Below are 19,165 nucleotides of genomic sequence, written 5' to 3'. Positions count from 1 at the left end.
TTGGGCGTGACCTCCGTCGCGGCACCGAACGCGGCATCATCAAGAACGGCAAGATACTCGTCGATCGCTCGACCCGCAGCCTCCGGCGGAAGCCTCTTATCGCCTTCGATTCCCTTCTGCCGATTGGCATCCGCCTTGATCAGGCTCGCGTCGACTGCGAACCCTTCGCCGCCGATCAGGCGCTCCCGGATGCAGCGGCGCAAGACGGTCTCGAACACGCGACGGAAGAGATCGCTCTCACGGAGGCGGCCGTGCCTGTTCTTCGAGAACGTCGAGTGATCGGGGACAGCTCCATCCAGACCCAGCCGGCAAAACCAGCGGTATGCCAGATTGAGATGGACTTCATCGCAGAGGCGCCGTTCCGATCGGATGCCGAAGCAATAGCCGATCAAGAGCATCCTGATCATCAGCTCCGGATCGATCGAGGGCCGCCCGATGTTGCTGTAGAACGGCGCCAGCTCCCGCCGTAAGTCCTCAAGGTCGACGAACCTATCGATCGACCGCACGAGGTGGTCGGCTGGGATGTGCCTTTCCAGCGAGAACTCATAGAACAACGCAGCCTGTTCGACTTGCCGATGCCCCATCATGACCCTCAGTCCTGCCCACTAGACAGACTGAATCACCGATATCTCTGCGTCGCAACTGCTGACTTTTTCAAACGAAATCGACCCATTGCCGACGTTAGCTGCTTCGGCGGCCGCCTTTCTGCGCAAAGAGTATCAGTAGGGGATATGCCAGCGCGAGAATGAAAATCGCGTCGAACAGGTAGACCGCAAATCCGCGCCCGAACGACGCTCCCGCCCCGAACGTAAACTCTCGCGCGTCAGAGAACAGTATCGGCAGGTTAAGAACGGTCGAAATGAAGTGACCGACCCAGCCACCTCCGCAGGTGAAGCTTTGCTGTCCCTCGCTCAAGCTGCACCCGATGGATTTCAGTATAGGGTAAGCGACAAACTCCAAGGGCGCTACAACGATGGCAACCCCCACGATGCATAAGCAAAGCAGGCTCACACCTCGGAAAACTCTGAGCATTATCGACCCCGCATTCACCGAGAGTATCAATATCGATAGCGAGTTGCGACTGTCGTTGATTGGCTCATCGAACGGCTTCGAGGTGCTGGTAAACGGACCCTTGCGACGGATAAGCGTCTGCTTGTGGCCCATCTGAGAAGAGAGACGTGGATGCGCAGGCCAAGGCCGCGCATGACGGAATTATTCAACCGGAATTGAAATCATGCCGTCACCGTTCGCGCGTGCGGTCGCCGCTGCGGCGGTGACGCATGACCGTATCCAGGGCGAGCACTTTACGTTCGCTCCGATGAAATACGACACCGATCGTGACGCGCCGCTGATCTCCAATCCGGCGCGCACCGTGGTCGAGCACGTGCTGTGCCCGTTCGGCGAGTCCGCCGCCCGCGCGGGTGCCGGGGCGTTCGCACAAGCTGGCGTCAAGCCGGAGCGCGCCGGGCATGCGACCGATCGGCCCTATGTCTCGCTCGATCTGTCGCGTCTGGCCTGGCGCCCGCGCACCGGCGACCTCGTGACCCAGGAGGCGACCGGGCGGCGCTTCCGCATTCACGAGGTGCTGCCATCGACGCCGGGCTTTGTCCGGCTCACGCTCAATGGGATCTAACCATGCTGGCACGCGAATTTCTGCGGCTGACGGCGCTGGAAGCGCCGCGCCCCTAAGCGCTGCTGCCGAGCAGCGGTCCCTGGCCGACCATCGCCGCTGCCTATGTCTCGGACTCGCGCATCGATCCGTTCGATGACCTCACCGACGACGAGAAGCGCCCGCTGATCGCCGTGTTCACGGAAAACTCGTCGCTCGCCAAGATCGCGCAGGCTGGCCCCGCCTTCTATAAGGGTGAGGTCGATCTCGTGTTCGAGATCTCTGTCGTCGCCAACTTCCATCAGGACGGCAAGGTCATCGTCGACTATGCCGACACCGATGCGGCGGTCGAGGCCTCGCTCGGCGTGCTCGAAGATCAGATCTTTCACGCGCTGCATTTCGGGCCGACCGGCGCGCTGTTCCGGCAAATGGTCAAGCTGCCGTTCGAGGAGTGGCACTCCACCATCAAGCATCGCTCGGGCGAGGAAAACATCCGCCTCGCGGCCCGGACGATCCGGGGCCGCATCCGGGTGAAGGAGGCCTGTTACGACCCGGCGCCGGCCTCGCCGCCCGCGGATTTCGACCGGCTCCCGGCCGCGCTCAAGGCGATCGCGACGCAGCTCGGGCCGTCCACCTATCTGCACCGTCTCGCGCTCGGCATGGCGCGCGCCGTGTCGGTCATGCCGACACGCGTCAACCTCGATATGGTCGCCATCAAGGCGGTCCCGCAACCCGGCGCCATCAGCACCGAACCGGTGCAGTCGGCTGCCGACAATCTGCAAGGTGGATAATGGACAATATCTTTCTGAAGCCAGCGCCGCTCGCGGCGGACGGCGTCGTACGCGTGCGCGGTCCCCAAACCGGCGCCCCGCTAGCCGCGAGCGGCGAGTGGAAAGCGCGGTCGCAATATTGGACGCGTCGGCTTCGCGACGGTGACGTCATCGAAGTGCAACAGGCCGAGGCGGAGCCTACTGCAGCCACGTCGACGTCCGGAATTGGACCCAAACCGGAAGCTACCGACCCTCACATCGAGTAGACCCGTCATGCTCCCACCCCGATCGAGGACAAATCGACTCATGCGGCAGGCTCGCCGCAAAAACTGGAGGGAGAAGAGAGAGCGCGGCAAAACGCTCAACGTAGGCTAGAAGTTCCACCGTGGATGTGGTACTGAGATAAGCGATTCGTATATAGATACCGTCTTTATGCTTTAAGGATTGCATAGTGACTGACCGGCGTGACGAAATTGAAGCTTTATTGAAGCATGAACGCCTCGAAAAGGTCCAAGGTTACACGAAGCGCGGAAGGCGCTTTCAGCTTTTGCCAGATGCCGAGTTGGTTGATTTCTGGGTACTTGCGATGAACCATTGGGCCGACGGCTCAAACGAGTTCACGTCGCAAGACCTTGATGATTGCCAATCTGAGATGATGTTGAGGCGCATTGAACCGCCATTCGATCGCGTAAGCGAGATATGGGAGCGTGTTGCTCGAAGAGCGGACATTCATTTCAACTTGATTGATAATGATCCAAAAGCTCGCGCCGCTACGGAAGCTTTGTTGGAAGAGCAACTTGGGCAGTTTCGTCAGCAGACCAGGCGCCCGAAGCATTAGTTGTGAGTTGAGAGAAGGCTGATCTGCACACCGAAAGGCTCATTACCGGACCAAGCGGAACGCAAACGGCAGAACTGCTTTTGACCCATCTTGGACCTAACGGTAGCCCTCGCAGACCGTCTGTTTTCGGGCTACAATCGGAAGTGGGCCGTAGGACCGCCCCAAGGCCGGCTTTGACCCGAAGCCAGCATCGTCCGTGGGCTCTCGGCACGGTTCCTGCAATGATCGCGCAGTACGCGAGAGACGTTGTCAGACCGATCACCTTCTGCCTAGATCTTCTGCGAAACGGAGGAGGTAACCATCAGGGTCTTGCACCAGAAATTGCCTGTTGCCCCGCTCTTCGCCCGCAATCTCGTACCAAGCATCGTGACAATCTCTGAAAAATGGCCAATTCGCTCCCCTCAGGGCTTCGACGAGGGGAGCGACCGAGTTGACGAACATTTGGAAGTTAATCCCGCGTCCCAACGGACGCTCAAGATTCCCTGTCTCCCAATTGCCGTTTCGCTGTTGTAGCATGAGCTGAGAGCCCTGCAACTCTATGTACATGAAGCGGTTCGCCGGTCGCTGATATGCGATTTGAAAACCGAGTATTCTGCACCAGAACGCCTCGCTCCGCTGCAAATCAAACACGTCCAACTCGGGGACCAGCCGGGCGAATCCTCCGGCAGGCAATCTGTTCTTCGATGTTTCCATTCCTCCGCGAGGCTCCCTGGGTGCAGCGCTGATCACTCGCATGTTCTTAGCATTCGCGAGCCGCATTGACGATCGCTTCCTTGGCGGCGTCGGTCAGCAGCGAGATCCGGTACGCAAGGACACGAACGCGACGTCGGGAGATTTTCTCATCTGGCGCTCGATCGCTCTGAAGATCGTCGCACGAGGCTCCGCCGAGGGGAAGACGATTCCGTCAACTGATCGATCCATTCCTCGGCGGACGCCAGCGAGCAGGAGCTAGTTGAGAGCGGCGATTCAGCCGAACGATTACTAGCAGCTCAGCTCAGAGGTTCCGCGCCTTTAGCGAGGCTTCTCGATTTTGTTCTCTGCATCTGTCTCCGACAGGCTCGGCTAAAGGATAGTGCAGCGGTTCGATCTTTGTTGCCTCAGGTCTGTTCGTCTTCGGGTTGATTGTCGCCCTCATCGAGCTCTTTCATGTTTTCAAGAATCTTCAGCAGATAACGCAGAGCGTGCACCGTGTCGTTGACGGAAATATCCGCCAGCACGTGATCGTAGTAGGTATGGATCTTCGGTAGCGCGAGCGTCTACCAGACATGGCGACCAGTATCCGTCATCATGACGAGCCTTGATCTCGGTCGCGCTCGTCCTGAGCGATCGTCACGTGTCCGTCGCGCTCCATACGGCCGACGAGTCCCGCGAGGTTCTCGCCGGCTGACCCCGAGGTACTCGGCAAGGTCGCCGACGCTCATTCCGCTCTGTGCCTTGGGGCGGGGACAGCGCGCCCAGCACCGCCCATTGCTGGGTCGTTAGCCCTCCTCCTGCACGGCCCGGGCCCCCGTTTTATGCAACATATTGGCCGCGTCGTCACTGGCGAAGAACAGAATGGCGCCGGGCGGATCATCCGGCTGGCCGACGCGGCCCAGCGGGATCGAGCGTGTGAAGACCTCAACCAGCTTCGAAGGCGGAGATCATCGGCCTCGCCAATGGCGGCACCGATACGATCAACGCGATCAAGACGGCCGGCGAGTTCGGCATCGTCGCCGGCGGACAGAAGCTGGTCGGCCTGGTGCTCTTCATCAGCGACATCCATGCGCTCGGCCTGAAGGCGGCGAACGGGCTCATGCTGACCACCGCCTATTGCAGGGACCTGAACGACAAGACTCGAGTCTTCGCTGAGCGGTTCGCCAGGCGCAGCAACGGCAAAGTGCCCTCGATGAGTCAGGTCGGCACCTATTCCGCCACGCTGGCCAATCTGCGGGCCGTCGAGAAGGTCGGCAGCGCCAAAGGCGCCGCAGCTGTCGTCGCGGCAATGCGCGACGCCTGCACCTTTGATGATCCGCTGTTTGGCAAGACGACCGTGCGCGTCGACGGCCGGGTCGTGCACGACATGTATCTGGTCGAGGTCAAGAAGTCGGAGCAATCGAAAAAGCCATTTGATTACTACAAGGTGGCTTCTACGATCCCGGCCGGTCGCGCATTTCGCCCTCTGGCCGACGGCAACTGCTCGCTGGCGCAATGACGTCTCGCCTGCTCCCAAAGGTCAGGCCGGCGAGGAGCAGTCCGCGCAGTCGGAACGGCCGGCCGACTGCGATGCGCCCCGCCCGGTAGATCCGGACGGAGCGCGATCGGCTCACTCGGCGGTCTTGCGCGGCCGCGACCACAGGAGCGTGTAGCCCTCGCTGCCCTCGTCCTCGAACAGGTTGGCGTAGATCGGGGCATTGAAGGAAGGATCGTCGAGCTTGAGCGAGAGATAGTCGCGTCCCTCCTCGGAGCGACGTGCCCAGGCGGCGCCGATCTCGACCCGCCCGGCATAGACGCGGTGACTGGGCGCGTTCTCGCTGGAGCGGTTGGTTTCGGGGACGATGCGTACACCCTTGGCCTTGAGGCTCAGGGTGATGATCTCGCCCTGGAAATCGTCGCCGACCTTCTTGAAGGAACCGATGGAAGCCATGTTGTCTCTCCTTGGCTGGTTCGGGCCGCGACCACCGCGGCCTCGATGGCGCATATCGGACGAACGGCGAGCGACGGCGCACCCGAAGGGCTGAAGCGGCAGCGGAGGACGGCGTCGGCCAACTTTCTTGTCCCGCGAAGAATGGACGTTCCGTCCAGGGGAAGAAAGTTGGCCGGCGGCGTTGCGCTCAGGCGATCGAGGCCCAGCCGGCCTTCGGCCAGATCAAGCCATCACGAGGCAAGGTGCGTCACTGCCTGATCTGCTCACGGGAGAGACATGGTGCACTGAGGCTGCACAAGAGATCGGGATGATCAGGCGAAAGATCAGAAGCCACCGAGAAGAAAAGCGTGTGCCGATGTGTGCCCCTGGCTGCCAAACGTCCGTCACGCCCGGCGAAAGGCCTGGGACAGTGGAAATCCGAAAGGGGGGTCCAGCCGGTTCGAGCAGGGACGCGACTATCTCTCGCTCAAACTCGACGATCCTTCCTTCAACGCCCCGATCTACACCAACCTGTTCGAGGACGAGGGCAGCGAGAGCTCTACGCTCCTGTGATCCCGACCACGCTGAACAGAGGGGGCCGATCGTGGTCACGTCTTGCAGCGAGACTGGCAGGGACAGTTCGTAGACGAAAAACCGGTGCAAGGCGGCAGCCCGAACCAGGGATGTTCCGACCAGGCCGCGCTCGCACCACGCCGTAAAGGCCGACAAGCAAGACCAGTCCGAGAGGCCGTGACGAGAAGCAATTGCTGCCGATTGCAGGTATCGTCGCGCGGTCAGCGCATCACCACGGCCGCTCCCGCGCCACCGCGTGCAACGCGATTCAAGCAGACATGCATCTCGATGACGAGTGCAGAGAGTCGCTTGGGATATCGGCGCGGGCCGTTTAGCAAGGCAAAGGACCTGCAGAGTTGACGGCGCTCACGCGCCGCCTTGCCCGAAGGTCCAGACGGGAATGCCGAGGCGGCGAGCCTTGTCAGCGAGATTGCCTTGGATCCCAGAGCCCGGGAAGACCATGGCGCCGATCGGCAGCGTCGCCAGCATGGCGTCATTGCGCTTGAAGGGGGCGGCCTTATTGTGTCTTGTCCAATCGGGCTTGAACGCGATCTGCGGCACCTTGCGGTTCGATGCCCATTTGCTGGCGATCAGCTCGGCCCCCTTCGGCGAGCCGCCATGCAGGAGGACCATGTCGGGATGCTTGGCATGGACCTTGTCGAGACGATCCCAGATGAGTGCGACGTCATTGAAGTCCGGTCCGCCGGTCAGCGCGATCTTGGGGCCTGGCGGCAGCATGATCTCCGTCTCAGCCCGATGCTTGGCAGCAAGGAAATCGCGGGAGTCGATCATGGCCGCCGTCAGCGTGCGATGGCTGACCTGCGATCCGGAGCGCGGCCGCCACGGCGATCGCGTATGGAGCTCGAAGGCCTCGGCGGCCAGATCGCGGAACAGCTCCATGGCGTTGCGACGCTCGACCAGTGACAGTCCTTCCGACGTCAGGCGCTCGAGCTCGACCGAGCGCACCTCCGAGCCGTTCTGCTCGCGCTGACTCGAGCGCTGCGCCTGCTCGTTGTCGTCGAGCTCGCGCTCGATGCGCATCGTGGCACGGTGGAACAGGTTGACCGTTGACCACAAGAGCTCCTTCAGCTCAGGCTCGAGGCGCGTCTCCGAGAGCGTCGCGACCAGGGCGTCGAAGATATCGGCGACCGCGCCGGCGATGACCCTGCCTTCAGGGAGCGGCCGAGGATCAGGCTCATCGTCGAAGGGGCGGTAGCCGTACAGCTGGAGTTCGGTCAGGGCGTTGTCGGTGCTCGACTGCGTATCGTGCGTCTCACGCATCTCGTCTTGCTGGTCGGACATGGGGACCTCGTCTATGTTCGGTGACCGCGTCGATCGCGGCCTTCCATGGCGATCTCCAAGACGGCGGGAGGACCGGACCAGAACCCGCTGATCCCTTCGAGCAGCGGGCCGGAGCGACAGCGGAGGATGGCGGTGTGCGCGGCTATTTTGCCTCGCGATGCAAAGGCCCGCCTGCGGGCCGGCGGAAAATAGCCACGCACCGCCATTGCCGGACCGGACCGCCTGCCGTCCGATCGCCTCTCAGAAGGCCCAGGCGCGGCTCTCTGACGCCCTGACGAGATCCTCTTGTCCCGACGGTGTGCGGCGAGCGCCGAACGACTCTCCAGCGTCGAGCCGACGTTTAGGTCGCAGCCGCGCTCACGAAGCGCTCGGCATCTTCGGGCAGCAGCTGATGACGCAAGACGTCCAGGAGCTTGGCTGTCCCTAAAACGCGTAGGTCTTCGTTGAAGTCGTCCAGGCGAGGGCATAATGCGATCGCCTCGATACCGGCGTCCAGCGCGCGTGTCGTCAACGTCTCTGCCGCGGCGATACCAGCAGCATCAGCATCGACAGCGACATAGATCCGGCGCAGCGTGGCCGGCCACAGCAGATTCGCCAGATGGTTGGCCGAGAGCGCAGCAGCAACCGGCAAGGTCGGCAGCACCGTCCGCAACGACAGCACGGTCTCGATGCCCTCACCGGCCACAAGCACGTCCTTGGCGGTCCCGAAGCGCACGGCATGCCCAAGCAGATCGCCCATCGCCCGCCGCGGCGTGTCGATTGGCGCCTTGCCAAGCCTGCGATCGTCGAAGCCATCGGGATCCAGCCAGGTGCGGTGAACCCCGGTGATGCGCCCCTCGAGGTCCGTCACAGCGGCAATCAGCGCGGGCCACGTCTCGACATCAGTGGCATCGTCCGGCCGATAGTAGCAACGTGGATGAAAACGTAGACCATCAGTGCCTGCGCGCGGGTCGATACCGCGATGAGCAAGATAGGCCTCGCCGCGCGTTCCAGACAGCGGCTGCCCCATCGCAAACAGCCGGCGAGCCGCTCTGGCGGAGTCGCGGGGGCGCACGGCATTCACAGCACCGACTGGAGGCTTGCGTTCCCAGTCCGGCAGCTTCAGAAAACGGCGCGCCTCCCCGGCAACCTCGTGAAAGCTGCTCAGGCCACAAACCGAGCCGATGACGTCGAGCAGATCGCCATGCTCCCCGGTCGCAGCATCCGTCCATTTGCCGGCCGGCCCCTTCGATGAGGCGTGCAATCGCACGAACAATGATCGGCCCGGCGTGTTGTTGACATCACCGACCAACCAGTAGCGTCCCTGACGTCTGCCGTTGGACAGATAGTGACGGCACACCGCCTCGGCCTCACGCGCAAGGCGGCGCGCCAGTTCAGACGCGTCGTCTGACATCACGACAGCTCCCGCCTGCGGACCTCAGCAATTGGAAACCGCTCCAGAACGCTGGCTAGGATCGCCGGGCCGCTTGCATCGGTCGGCACGAACATCCGCAGCCTCCACGAAATGATCTCGCTGAACAGCCCGCAGGCCCTGAGACAATCCCGTAAGCCCGCAGGGAAGCCCAAGAGCTCGATCCGGTTGGCGCCCATGACGCGCACCCTCCGCAGTTGCAAGCCCTCATGAAGATCGAGTACGTAGCCGTCACGCAGCACGGATGTGAACGCGTCATCGGGAGCGAGCGAAGGTCGCTCGGTCGACGCTGCGGTGACCCAACTGAGTGGCACCTTGCGGCCGATGATGCGCTCGCCCGCATCGGTCTGGAGCCGGTAGACCCGCGCGGACTCCTGAGGGAGGCGCTTCCAGATCGGCAGCAGAAGCCCTGTGACGAGGTAGATCGTGGTGGTCGTGAACTCCGGAATGGATGCGAGCTCCGCACTCCAACCGGCCTTGAACTGCTCGTGGTCTGTCTCGCTCCAATCATGCTCGGCCAGCCTGGCGAGCGGCAGAGTCTGGCATCGCATCGGTCCGATCAGATGGACGCGCTGCTCGATCTCGCCATCGTCGAGCAACCAGCTCGGCGCCGGCACCTGGATCGCCGCTCGGCCCGAGCGGACATGGGTCACGGGAACAGCGCGGCGTTGCAGCAGCCGCTCCAAGGCCTCGTTCAGCGGCATCGGCCGGTTGCGGTCACGCTGGGCGATGGTGACGAGATGCGTCTCGGCACCTGTTGCCAGATGGGTGTTGATGGTGCGCCGCTCCATGACGACGAAGCTTTCTGCACGCAGCGTCTCCAGACCGGCATCGAAAGTCCCGGATGCGATCGCGCCCTCGATCCGCGCCGCGAGCAACTGCTCGAACACCGTGAACAGGATGTTCTGCAGCTCGATGGTCAGCGCCAGCAGCCGGTTCAGGAATGTCGTGATCGGCGGCAGCTGGTCGCGAAGGCCGTTCTCGTCCGTGAGCTTCAATCCCGTGGCCTGCTCGAACCGCTGCAGCGAGCAGCTCCCCAATTGCCCACGGGCGAGCAGCCCATAGAACTGACGCAGGGCATCGCGGGCGTGCGGGCCTTCGAGATTGTCCTCCGGACGGAACAGTCCCTGTCCGCCGGTCTGGCGCTGGCCACGGGTGATCGCGCCCAACGTGTCGAGCCGGCGCGCGATCGTCGACAGGAAGCGCTTCTCGGCTTTCACGTCGGTGGCGATAGGGCGAAAGAGCGGTGGCTGCGCCTGGTTGGTGCGATTGGTCCGGCCAAGCCCCTGGATCGCGGCATCCGCCTTCCAGCCTGGCTCCAGTAGATAATGCACCCGCAGCCGTTTGTTCTTTGCCGAGAGATCGGCGTGATAGCTGCGGCCTGTGCCGCCGGCATCCGAGAACACCAGGATGCGCTTCCTATCATCCATGAACGCTGCGGCCTCAGCGAGGTTGGCAGAGGTCGCCCTCGTCTCGACCACCATCCGATCGCGGACGCGGACGATCCGTCTCGACCTGCCCGTGACCTCAGCGACCATGTCCGTGCTGAAGCGCTGAACGATCTGGTCGAGCGCACCCGGCACCGGGGCGAGCGAAGCGAGATGTTCGATCATCTGATCGCGGCGAGCGACCGCTTCGCGGCTCTCGACCGGCCGGCCATCGCGAGTGACCGGACGCGACAACAGATTTCCCTCGCGATCGGTGAACGGCTCGTAGAGCTGGACCGGGAAGGAATGAGCGAGATAATCGAGGACATATTCGCGCGGCGTGATGTCGACCTGGACGTCGCCCCACTCCTCGGTCGGGATCTCGGCCAGCCGGCGCTCCATCAGGGCTTCACCTGTGGAGACGATCTGGACGACCGCGGCGTGGCCAGCATCGAGATCGCGTTTGATCGCCTGAATCAGCGTCGGCGTCTTCATCGAAATCAGGAGGTGCCCGAAGAAGCGCTGCTTGGCCGACTCAAAGGCCGAGCGCGCGGCCGATTTGGCCTGGGCGTTCAGCGTGCCGGTTGCGCCGGTGATGTTGGTCGCCTGCATCGCGGCCTCGAGGTTGTTGTGAATGACCGCGAACGCCTCGGCATAGGCGTCATAGATCCTGACCTGCTCGTCCGTGAGCCGGTGCTCGAGCGGCTCGTATTCGACGCCCTCGAAGGACAGCGAGCGCGCCGCATAAAGCCCGAGGGCCTTGAGATCGCGCGCCATCACCTCCATGGCCGCGACGCCGCCCTGCTCGATCGCCGCCACGAAGTCCGCCCGCGTCGCAAACGGGAAATCCGCGCCGCCCCACAGTCCCAGCCTCTGGGCATAAGCCAGATTGTGAACGGTGGTCGCGCCTGTCGCCGAGACGTAGACGATGCGGGCATTGGGCAGCGCATGCTGCAACCGTAATCCGGCGCGGCCCTGCTGTGAAGCCGCCTGATCGCCCCGATCGCCCTTGTGGCCTGCGGCGTTCTGCATCGCATGGCTCTCGTCGAAGATGATCACGCCATCGAAATTCCGTCCCACCCAGTCGACGATCTGGCGCACGCGGGAAAGCTTCTCGGCCTTCTCGTCGGTCCGCAGCGTGGCGTAGGTCGTGAAAAGGATGGCCTCATCGAGCCGGATCGGCGCCCCCTGGCGGAAGCGCGACAGCGGCGTGACCTGAAGCCGCTCCATACCGAGCGCTGCCCAGTCGCGCTGCGCGTCCTCGATCAGCTTGTCGGACCTGCTGATCCAGACCGCCCGGCGCCGGCCCTTCAGCCAATTGTCGAGCAGGATGCCGGCGACCTGGCGGCCTTTTCCGGCGCCCGTGCCATCACCGAGGAACCAGCCGCGCCGGAAGCGGACCGCCGTCTCCGTGTCCTCGCCGACCGCACGGACCTGGTCGAAGGTCTCGTCGACCGTCCAAAAGCCGGCGAGGAATCCACCATGCGCTTCGCCGGCAAAGATGAGACTCTCGAGCTGCGCGCCGGACAGCACGCCGTCAGTGACGATCCTGGCCGGAAGATGCGGCTGATAGGACGGCTTTGGCGGTGCGACGGAGGCCATCGCCGCCGACTGCACAAGCTTCGTGGGATGAGGCTGCACGCCCGGAATCCGGATCGACTGCAACTGATACGTCTCATAGAGCGCGTCAGTCAGGCGAGTTCCTTCGTCGGAGGCCTCATCCACGATGTCGTAGGCAATCTCGCAGCCCTCAGGCTCACTGGACGTCGGCAATGGAGAGGAGCATGCGGGATCCAGATCCCGTCTCGAACGAATTTTTGCACGCTGACCTACCTGAGCGACAAACCAGCTGGCCATCGGCGGCCGCGGTGGCACAAGCGCCGTGATCCAGCCGAGCAACGTCCTGACATCAGGTGCCACCCCGGCAGACTGCGGAAACACACGAGCGTCCGGCGCTGGGCGCTTGTCGATCACGAGCATCCGTGTGGCGGTCGTCGTGCCCTGCCGCGCATAGACTGTGCCATCGATCGCCGCGGAGAACACCAGACGACCGCGCTCCTGCAGATGCACGAAGGCATCCGTCCAGGTCGGATTGTCGGGCGCAAGGCCGGCGGCCGTGATTGCGACCAGTCGCCCACCGTCTCCAAGCCGTGTGAGGGCCGAAGACACATGGCGCAACGCCGTATCGGCCAGCGGACGGTCCACACTCGCGGTCGCCGAGAACGGGGGATTCATCAGAACCACGCTTGGAACGAAGGCCGCATCGAGATGATCATCGATCTGCGCGGCGTCGAAGCGGGTCACGGTCAGACCCGCGAACACCAGATCGAGCAAGGCTGCGCGACTTGCAGCGAGCTCATTGAGCAGAAGCGAGCCGCCGGCAAGCTCCGCAAAGACGGCCAGGATTCCTGTCCCCGCCGATGGCTCGAGCACCCGATCGGCCGAGGTCACTTGCGCCGCCGCGGCCGCAGCGAACGCCAATGGCAGCGGGGTCGAGAACTGCTGAAGACTCTGGCTCTCGAGTGAGCGCCTGGTGTGGCTCGGCAGTAGGGCCGCGACCTTTGCGACCATCGGCAGCATGGCCGGGGGAGTGCCTTTGCTGGCCTTGATCATCGCTGGACCGTGCTTGACGAGGAATAGCACAGAGGCGATCTCACAGGCTTCGTAGGCCGTCTTCCAATCCCAGCTTCCATCGGCGTCACTGGCGCCAAACGCGGTCTGCATGGCCAGGCGCAGGCACCTGGCATCGATCCGCTCGCCACGGGTAAGGTTTGGCAGCAGCAGCTCGGCCGCACGAAGGATGGCTTTGGCGCGCGCAAGCAGCGCGAAGCACGCCGCAGGTGAGCTCGTCTCGGTGATCATGTCGAGGAACCTTCAAGGAGAGCGGAACACGGAAGAGCACCGCCGAACGCTCTCTCCGGTCCGGCGGATTCAATCGCGCTGCTCCGCCTCTCTCACTCTCGAGCTGCTCGACGAGACAGTGACCTCCATGAAAAAAGCCCGGCCGATCTGACCGGGCTTGCACTTCGGTTTCTTCAGGTTGGGATCGGCCGCGAAGGCAAGCTGATCATTCCGCGGCAACTATCTCGTCCACGTCGTCAGCGCCTTCCGTCGCCTCCTCATCCTCACTGAGGAACGCCGGCAGGCTAGCGGAATCGACGCCATCGACCGCCTGCGTTACCTCGGCATCCGCGCCACGCAGCGGCTCGGGCAACCAGCGACTGCCTTCAAGCAACCGCTCGGCTTCACGCGCCATGTCCGGCTTCCTCAGATGCTCGATGAGCTGCGCCGACGCTTCGCCCTTTGCTTCTCGCACGGCCTGCAGGATGCGGTGCTTGGTGACGCGACCGAGATAGTTGGCGGCAGTTGGCTTCCAGCCGGCGCCAACCATGTCGAGCCCGACGGCACGCGACAGACGGTCAGCCTGTTCGAGGCGCCCGCGGACGCCGTGGGCGGACAGGCGGCCTTGATGCACGCGGTTGGCCGGCTCAAAGATCGCGTTCACCGCTTGCGCGGCGCAATGGGCGAACAGCTCTGCCTGGGTCGCCCCGTCCATCGTCGTCAACGCTGCCCAGAGGTCCTTGTCGTTGGCCGGCAGCTTCGCCTTCCAGGCCGCGTGACGCGCGGCGATCGCCTTTGCCGGCGCGCTGTCCTGCAGGCCCGGCGGCTGCGCCGGGAAGCTCGGGGTGCGCAGCGAGATCTCCAGGCAGTTGAGGGCTGCGCCGTACGGATAGAAGGCCGCGAGCACGAAGGTGTGCAGCACCGCCTGGAAGGCGATGGATGGCTCTCGGCCGAGTGCCTCACGAAGGGCGAGCGTGCGATACGCCGAGAGCTCGCTGATCAACCGGTCGGGCAGCGGCCGCTCGACATCCTCCGCGTCGTCGGGCGCTTCCTGCTCACCGTGACCGACGACGATTGTCGCCGCCGGCACCCCGCCCTCCATATCCGGAATGGCGGTCGCAGTGTCCCTGTCGTGACCAGCTTCGGTCTCCGGCTCATCTTCCGACACCACGGCCTCATCCTCGGGTCGGACGAAACCGCGGGCGACGCGCAGTCGGCCTTCCGAGTCGATGCTGACGAACGCGCCAGCGCGCGCCATCTCGGCTGCATCGAAGATCATCGGCCGCTCGTCAAAGGACTGCAGCGCCGCCTCGATCTCACCGAGACGCTGATCGACATCCTCAGGCAGTTCATCGGCCTGACCGTGTTCGGCCTCGAGCCTGGCCTGCTCAGTCCGCAGCGCTTCCATGGTCGCCCGCTCGTCGGCGGTGAGCTCTGCCGGCTGCCCGTGAAGCTCGCGCAAGCCATGAGTATGCCCGAAAGGGAAGTCCACGGCGGCCGCGATCCACTTCCAGCCCTCAAGGCCAATCCGCTCCGCCTCCGCCTTCAGCTTCTCCGCCACGAGCCGGTCCAACAGCGCGACATCGTGGAGCCAGCCGCCATCGTCGGCCTCGAACAGATCCCGCAGCACAGCGCCACCGGCCATCTCGTAGGCAGCCAGCCCTATGAACTGGACCCTGCGGTCGAACGCCCGAACCGTCTGCTCGGTGAGTTGCCGCCGGATCTGGTAGGGCGTATCGCCGCCGGAACGGCTGACCTTGTCCCAGACCTCCTGTTGGCGTGCATGATCCGACGTCACCGAAAACGCCATCAGCTGCTCCAGGGTCATGCCGTCGGCGGCATACACGTCCAGAAGCGCCGGCGAGACCGCGGCCAGCCGCAGCCGCTGCTTGACGACCGCAACGGTCACGAAGTGCCGCGCCGCGATCTCCTCCTCTCCCATGCCGCCGTCACGCAGGGCCTCGAACGCCTGAAATTGATCCAGGGGATGCAGACCGACACGCTGGTCGTTCTCGGCGAGCGAGTCGTCCAGGGCGGAACCGGAATCGCGCACCACGCAAGGCACAGCTTGCGTTTTCGCCATCCGCTTCTGCTTGACGAGGAGTTCGAGGGCACGGTAGCGGCGGCCGCCCGCCGGCACCTCGAACATCCCGGTCTCCTTGCCGTCAGCATCGAGGACGGCCCGAACGTTGAGGCTTTGCAGCAGCGTCCGCTCGGCGATGCTCTCCGCCAACTGTTCGATGGAAATGCCGTCCTTGACGCGGCGTACGTTGGATTGGCTCAGCACCAGCTTGTTGAAGGGGATGTCGCGCGACGGCGACAGCGTGATCTTCTGGGCGGCTTTGGTCATCTCTTGGTTCTCCGCGAAGGGTAGCCCGGAGCCTCTCTCTCAGGCCTTCACCCCTCGCAGAGCACCTCTCGCCCTCTTCCTCTCCTCCTCGTTGAGCACGCTCAGGCAGCGGTGCAATCCGGTCCGATCGCCTCAGTGCCGCCAGCCGCACCAGGTGCGAAGCCGAGGAGATAGTCGGCCACGCGGCTTGCCTGGCTCGCCGCCCGGACGATAGCGCGATTGTCCTCGCGCAGGACATCGAGCCAGAAGCCGATATAGTCCGCGTGGCGCAGGGTCGGCACGATGCCAAGCGCCGCGCAGCTGAAGGCGGATGCTATCTCGGCGATCAACTCCTCGAAGGCGTATTCGCGGCTGCCGAACCGCCCCGACAAATCACGCTTGAGCCGGGAGGCATGACCGCTGGCATGCGCGAGCTCATGCAAGGCTGTGCGGTGCCAGTTGATCGGCTCGAAGAACGCCGCAGGCGGCGGGACCTGCACGAAGTCCTCGACCGGAGCATAGAAAGCCCGGTCACCGCCAATCCGGAAGTCGACGCCACTGTTCTTAATCAACGACTCCACGGCGGGCTGGATAGCACCGGCCGGCGCCGGCGGTGCCGTGGTCGCGATATCGTCCGGCAGAGCCGAGCATTGGTCGGTGTTGAAGACAGTAAAGCGCTTCAGAAACGGAACGGCGTGCGCCTCATCGCCGGTTTCGCGCGCACGCCGCCGTTCGTCGGATGGGACGAAGCGATCGGCATAGACGACCGTGACACCGCGTTCGCCCTTGCGGACATGGCCGCCTAGAGACAAAGCCTGTCGAAACGTCAGCCAGCTCTGGCCGCGAAACCCGCGCTCGATCACCGCTCCCCAAAGTATCAGAACGTTGATCCCTGAGTACGATCGCCCGGTCGCGGCATTACCGGGCAAGGCAAGCTGAGCTTTCGCAGCTTGCCTTCCCCATGGCTGGATCCAGGGCACGCGGCCGGCCTCCAGCTCGCTGATGATGTTGCTCGTGATCTCCTCATAGAGGCTCGCCCGGCCCTCACCGGCATGCGCTCCAACTCTCCGTTCCTGCATCGCGGATCTCCGCGACGGGCGCGGCAAAACTCTCTCGCCGCTTCCAACCCGTCACGGCCAACTCGGCCTGCACTCTTCCTCTAGGAGAGCCATGAGCGCACCAACCGTCTACCGGGCAGTCCGCATTCGCTTTGCTCCGGAGGAGGCGGCCCGCGCGGGTTCGGAGCAGATCGCCTCACCTGGGCAGCCGTAACCGTCGAACCGATTTCGCCTAAACGGAATTTTGCCTTGCGCCGTCGGACAAATCAGTGGTTAATAAGGTGCTGGCTCAACTCGGGAGACAGTGATGGCCGAACAATCAGATCCGGCATCCGACCTTGTTCAAATCTCCAAAATGAACGGCGATTTCCGACGCAACTACGGACCGTTCCTTGGAGCGTATCTCTACTTGCGCTCTATCGAAGCCGTGCGCCAGCGCCCTTTTCGGCGGATCGGGATGTTTTCACTGATCGGGACCGCTGTCGCTGCATTGTTCGCACGACACGCCTGTCCTTGGTAAGCAGGCGGACCAGCGCCCGGGCAAGTTCACTTTCCGTCTTGAAGTAGGCGACGCCATGGTCGGCACGCCCATTCTCACGGAATCTGATCATGTTGCTGTCGTTCGGAACCGTTGGCATCAGGACGTAGTCGAGAATGGCCCTATTATGTTCATCTAGCCGGATTGCTACGATCCACCCGTCCGGTAGACGCCGACACGAGACCGTCCAAAAGGGAGAAAATCCCGGCCGCGCTCCAGCCGTCCAGTAAGCCACCCGAAAATAGATCTGCCACTTCTTGTCAACAATCAGATGCTGCTCGGGAACACCGACGTTGATCCAACGGCTTTTCACGCTGTGAAGGTTTGCGCTGCATCCTTCTTTTTCCATCCTTTGGCAAAGGCGTACGGCGAGAGCTGAGAGTGGCTCAACCCACTCCTGACGGATGTCCATGTACTCACAGCGTCGCCGCGACTGATATCCAATCAGCCTGTAGGCATTTCGCAAAGTCCCGAAATGATCAACAAAGGTTCGGGCGGACGGGAGCTCGGCCGTTGCGTTGATGATCGTCGGGGTGAGACGCCCCTCCTTCTTCAATGTCTTCTTCAGACGGAGCAGCATCTCCTCTTCACTGATGTCGACGCGCCTCTCTTTCATGATTTTCTGAACAGCAAGAAAGACGTCATTCGCAACGATAGGTTCAAAGCAACGTTCAGCACGGACCCATAGGTTCGGGGGATTGTTGATACGCTCACCGCCCAGCTTGCTTGACTGCCGGTTATAGACCAGATTGCCGACGTAACTTTCGTTTCGCAGCATGCGGCTGATCGTGGGAGCTCTCCAGGGCTTCCCTCGGCACCATACCCGGTTGCGATTGAATTCCTTTGCGATGGCCTTCTCGGACTTCACCTGAAGGAACCGAGCGAAGATCCGCCTCACAATGGCGACCTCGTGTGCATCGCCAGGCCGCAGACGAATATGATCGGTCTGAAGATATTTCCGTTCTCCCTTTCCCATGATCCTCTTCGGCTGAAGGCGCTCGTCGACCAGAACGCGTTCAAGGCCGTAGCCAATGGGCCCGCCGGGCAAAAATCCAAGTCCAACAAAGCGGCAAATACCCGTATGCACCTTGACCGACAGTTCACGGCTGTATTCGGCGGCCATGACCCTTTTGAGGTTCTTGACGATGTTAGAGAGCATGCTGCCATCGTTGTCGAACTGCTCGGCGCAATAGTTGACACTGATCCCGGCTTGCTTGCAGATAAACTCGTAGTGTGCAGCTTCGTCGGCGTCCTGGAACCGCCCCCACCGGCTGATGTCGTAGACGAGGATGTGGTTGAACTCGGCGCGTCCATTGCTGACATCCTCGATCAGCTTGGCAAGTCCCGGCCTGTTCTTGATTTTGAGACCGCTCTCACCATGGTCAGCATAGGTCTTGACGATCGCAAGTCCATGGGCATGCGCGTAAGCCGCGATCGCTGCAGCCTGATTTTGGATTGAGTACCGCTGATAGTCCGTGGACATGCGGACATATTGCGCTGCGCGCCCATCGAGGGATCGGGGGAGGTGGGTCTCACGGACGACGAGTGCGTTTGACACTGATCACGCCTCCGACGGGTTGTCCAAACAAGCAGACGCCAATTCCGCGCCGCTGACAAGTCTGCGTGCCCGTCGTGAGAATACGCCCCTCGGTATGGCCGCCGGTTGTCGCCATGTCCCGTGACCTCGAAGAGTGCACGGTCATTCTACAGCAGTTGCTCCCTGACATCGCTCGTCTCGGTCACTCAGACCGAGACCTGGATCGCTGAGGTGATCGTAAGCTTGACCGACGGAGGCTGCTTCCGCATGTTGGCGGAATGCCCCCCCGACATGCCGTCTCGAGCACGAGGTCGGCTTTGCGGCGCCCAA

General features: G+C 63.0%; 14 protein-coding genes and 2 pseudogenes. 6 read left to right on the top strand and 10 right to left on the bottom strand.

Going from position 1 to position 19,165, the window contains the following annotated elements:
* The coding region (locus tag QX126_RS32925) for a transposase (RefSeq protein ID WP_315786720.1) at nucleotides 1–587 on the bottom strand (587 nt) is incomplete at its 3' end.
* Between the two features lie 647 nt (nucleotides 588–1,234).
* On the opposite strand from QX126_RS32925, the gene QX126_RS32920 reads away from it, so the two are divergent.
* The 4 genes from QX126_RS32920 (at nucleotide 1,235) to QX126_RS32910 (ending at nucleotide 3,217) form a co-directional block, all read left to right on the top strand.
* On the top strand, nucleotides 1,235–1,633 hold the full coding sequence (locus QX126_RS32920; RefSeq protein ID WP_315786717.1) for a hypothetical protein: 399 nt from the start codon (nucleotides 1,235–1,237) through the stop codon (nucleotides 1,631–1,633).
* A 170-nt stretch (nucleotides 1,634–1,803) separates the two neighbouring features.
* Nucleotides 1,804–2,400, top strand: a complete 597-nt coding sequence (locus QX126_RS32915) for a hypothetical protein (protein WP_315786714.1) — start codon at nucleotides 1,804–1,806, stop codon at nucleotides 2,398–2,400.
* On the top strand, nucleotides 2,400–2,645 hold the full coding sequence (locus QX126_RS33650; protein ID WP_409999145.1) for a DUF2635 domain-containing protein: 246 nt from the start codon (nucleotides 2,400–2,402) through the stop codon (nucleotides 2,643–2,645). The genes QX126_RS32915 and QX126_RS33650 overlap by 1 nt, the downstream gene beginning before the upstream one ends.
* A gap of 185 nt (nucleotides 2,646–2,830) precedes the next feature.
* Entirely contained in the window at nucleotides 2,831–3,217 is a 387-nt protein-coding gene (locus QX126_RS32910; RefSeq protein WP_315718666.1) for a hypothetical protein, read from the top strand.
* A gap of 258 nt (nucleotides 3,218–3,475) precedes the next feature.
* Here the strand turns inward: QX126_RS32910 and QX126_RS32905 are convergent, their stop codons facing one another.
* Nucleotides 3,476–3,910, bottom strand: a complete 435-nt coding sequence (locus tag QX126_RS32905) for a VOC family protein (RefSeq protein ID WP_315773827.1) — start codon at nucleotides 3,908–3,910, stop codon at nucleotides 3,476–3,478.
* Nucleotides 3,911–4,314: 404 nt separating this feature from the next.
* Nucleotides 4,315–4,770 (bottom strand): annotated as a pseudogene (locus tag QX126_RS32900) (MarR family winged helix-turn-helix transcriptional regulator); the annotation flags it as partial.
* 86 nt (nucleotides 4,771–4,856) lie between these two features.
* Between QX126_RS32900 and QX126_RS32895 the strand changes: the two are divergent.
* Entirely contained in the window at nucleotides 4,857–5,408 is a 552-nt protein-coding gene (locus QX126_RS32895) for an ABC transporter substrate-binding protein (protein ID WP_315786729.1), read from the top strand.
* A 111-nt stretch (nucleotides 5,409–5,519) separates the two neighbouring features.
* On the opposite strand, the gene QX126_RS32890 is transcribed toward QX126_RS32895, so the two are convergent.
* Nucleotides 5,520–5,840: a DUF736 domain-containing protein gene (locus QX126_RS32890; RefSeq protein WP_315786712.1), complete on the bottom strand. Its 321-nt coding sequence runs from the start codon at nucleotides 5,838–5,840 to the stop codon at nucleotides 5,520–5,522.
* 429 nt (nucleotides 5,841–6,269) lie between these two features.
* On the opposite strand from QX126_RS32890, the pseudogene QX126_RS32885 reads away from it, so the two are divergent.
* A pseudogene (locus QX126_RS32885) lies at nucleotides 6,270–6,392 on the top strand (DUF736 family protein); the annotation flags it as partial.
* Between the two features lie 366 nt (nucleotides 6,393–6,758).
* On the opposite strand, the gene QX126_RS32880 reads toward QX126_RS32885, so the two are convergent.
* The 6 genes from QX126_RS32880 to QX126_RS32855 form a co-directional block, all read right to left on the bottom strand.
* Complete coding sequence (locus QX126_RS32880) at nucleotides 6,759–7,694, bottom strand: DUF2493 domain-containing protein (protein WP_315786709.1); 936 nt, start codon at nucleotides 7,692–7,694, stop codon at nucleotides 6,759–6,761.
* 340 nt (nucleotides 7,695–8,034) lie between these two features.
* A complete protein-coding gene (locus tag QX126_RS32875) occupies nucleotides 8,035–9,087 on the bottom strand; it encodes a toprim domain-containing protein (RefSeq protein ID WP_315786706.1) in 1,053 nt (350 codons plus the stop codon).
* Nucleotides 9,087–13,394 carry a strawberry notch-like NTP hydrolase domain-containing protein gene (locus QX126_RS32870; protein ID WP_315786703.1) on the bottom strand — a complete coding sequence of 1,436 codons (4,308 nt, stop codon included), beginning with the start codon at nucleotides 13,392–13,394 and terminating at the stop codon, nucleotides 9,087–9,089. Before QX126_RS32870 ends, QX126_RS32875 begins: the two co-directional genes overlap by 1 nt.
* 205 nt (nucleotides 13,395–13,599) lie before the next feature.
* The gene (locus QX126_RS32865) at nucleotides 13,600–15,723 is read right to left on the bottom strand and encodes a ParB/RepB/Spo0J family partition protein (protein ID WP_315786700.1); all 2,124 of its coding nucleotides are present in this window, start codon (nucleotides 15,721–15,723) and stop codon (nucleotides 13,600–13,602) included.
* Nucleotides 15,724–15,824: 101 nt separating this feature from the next.
* The gene (locus tag QX126_RS32860; RefSeq protein WP_315718531.1) at nucleotides 15,825–16,781 is read right to left on the bottom strand and encodes an ArdC family protein; all 957 of its coding nucleotides are present in this window, start codon (nucleotides 16,779–16,781) and stop codon (nucleotides 15,825–15,827) included.
* A 395-nt stretch (nucleotides 16,782–17,176) separates the two neighbouring features.
* A complete protein-coding gene (locus QX126_RS32855; RefSeq protein ID WP_315786698.1) occupies nucleotides 17,177–18,856 on the bottom strand; it encodes a recombinase family protein in 1,680 nt (559 codons plus the stop codon).
* Nucleotides 18,857–19,165: the final 309 nt, after the last annotated feature.

It is taken from the genome of Bradyrhizobium sp. SZCCHNPS1003, assembly GCF_032381555.1.
Lineage (GTDB): Bacteria > Pseudomonadota > Alphaproteobacteria > Rhizobiales > Xanthobacteraceae > Bradyrhizobium.
This window is presented reverse-complemented; position numbering and strand designations above follow the sequence as displayed.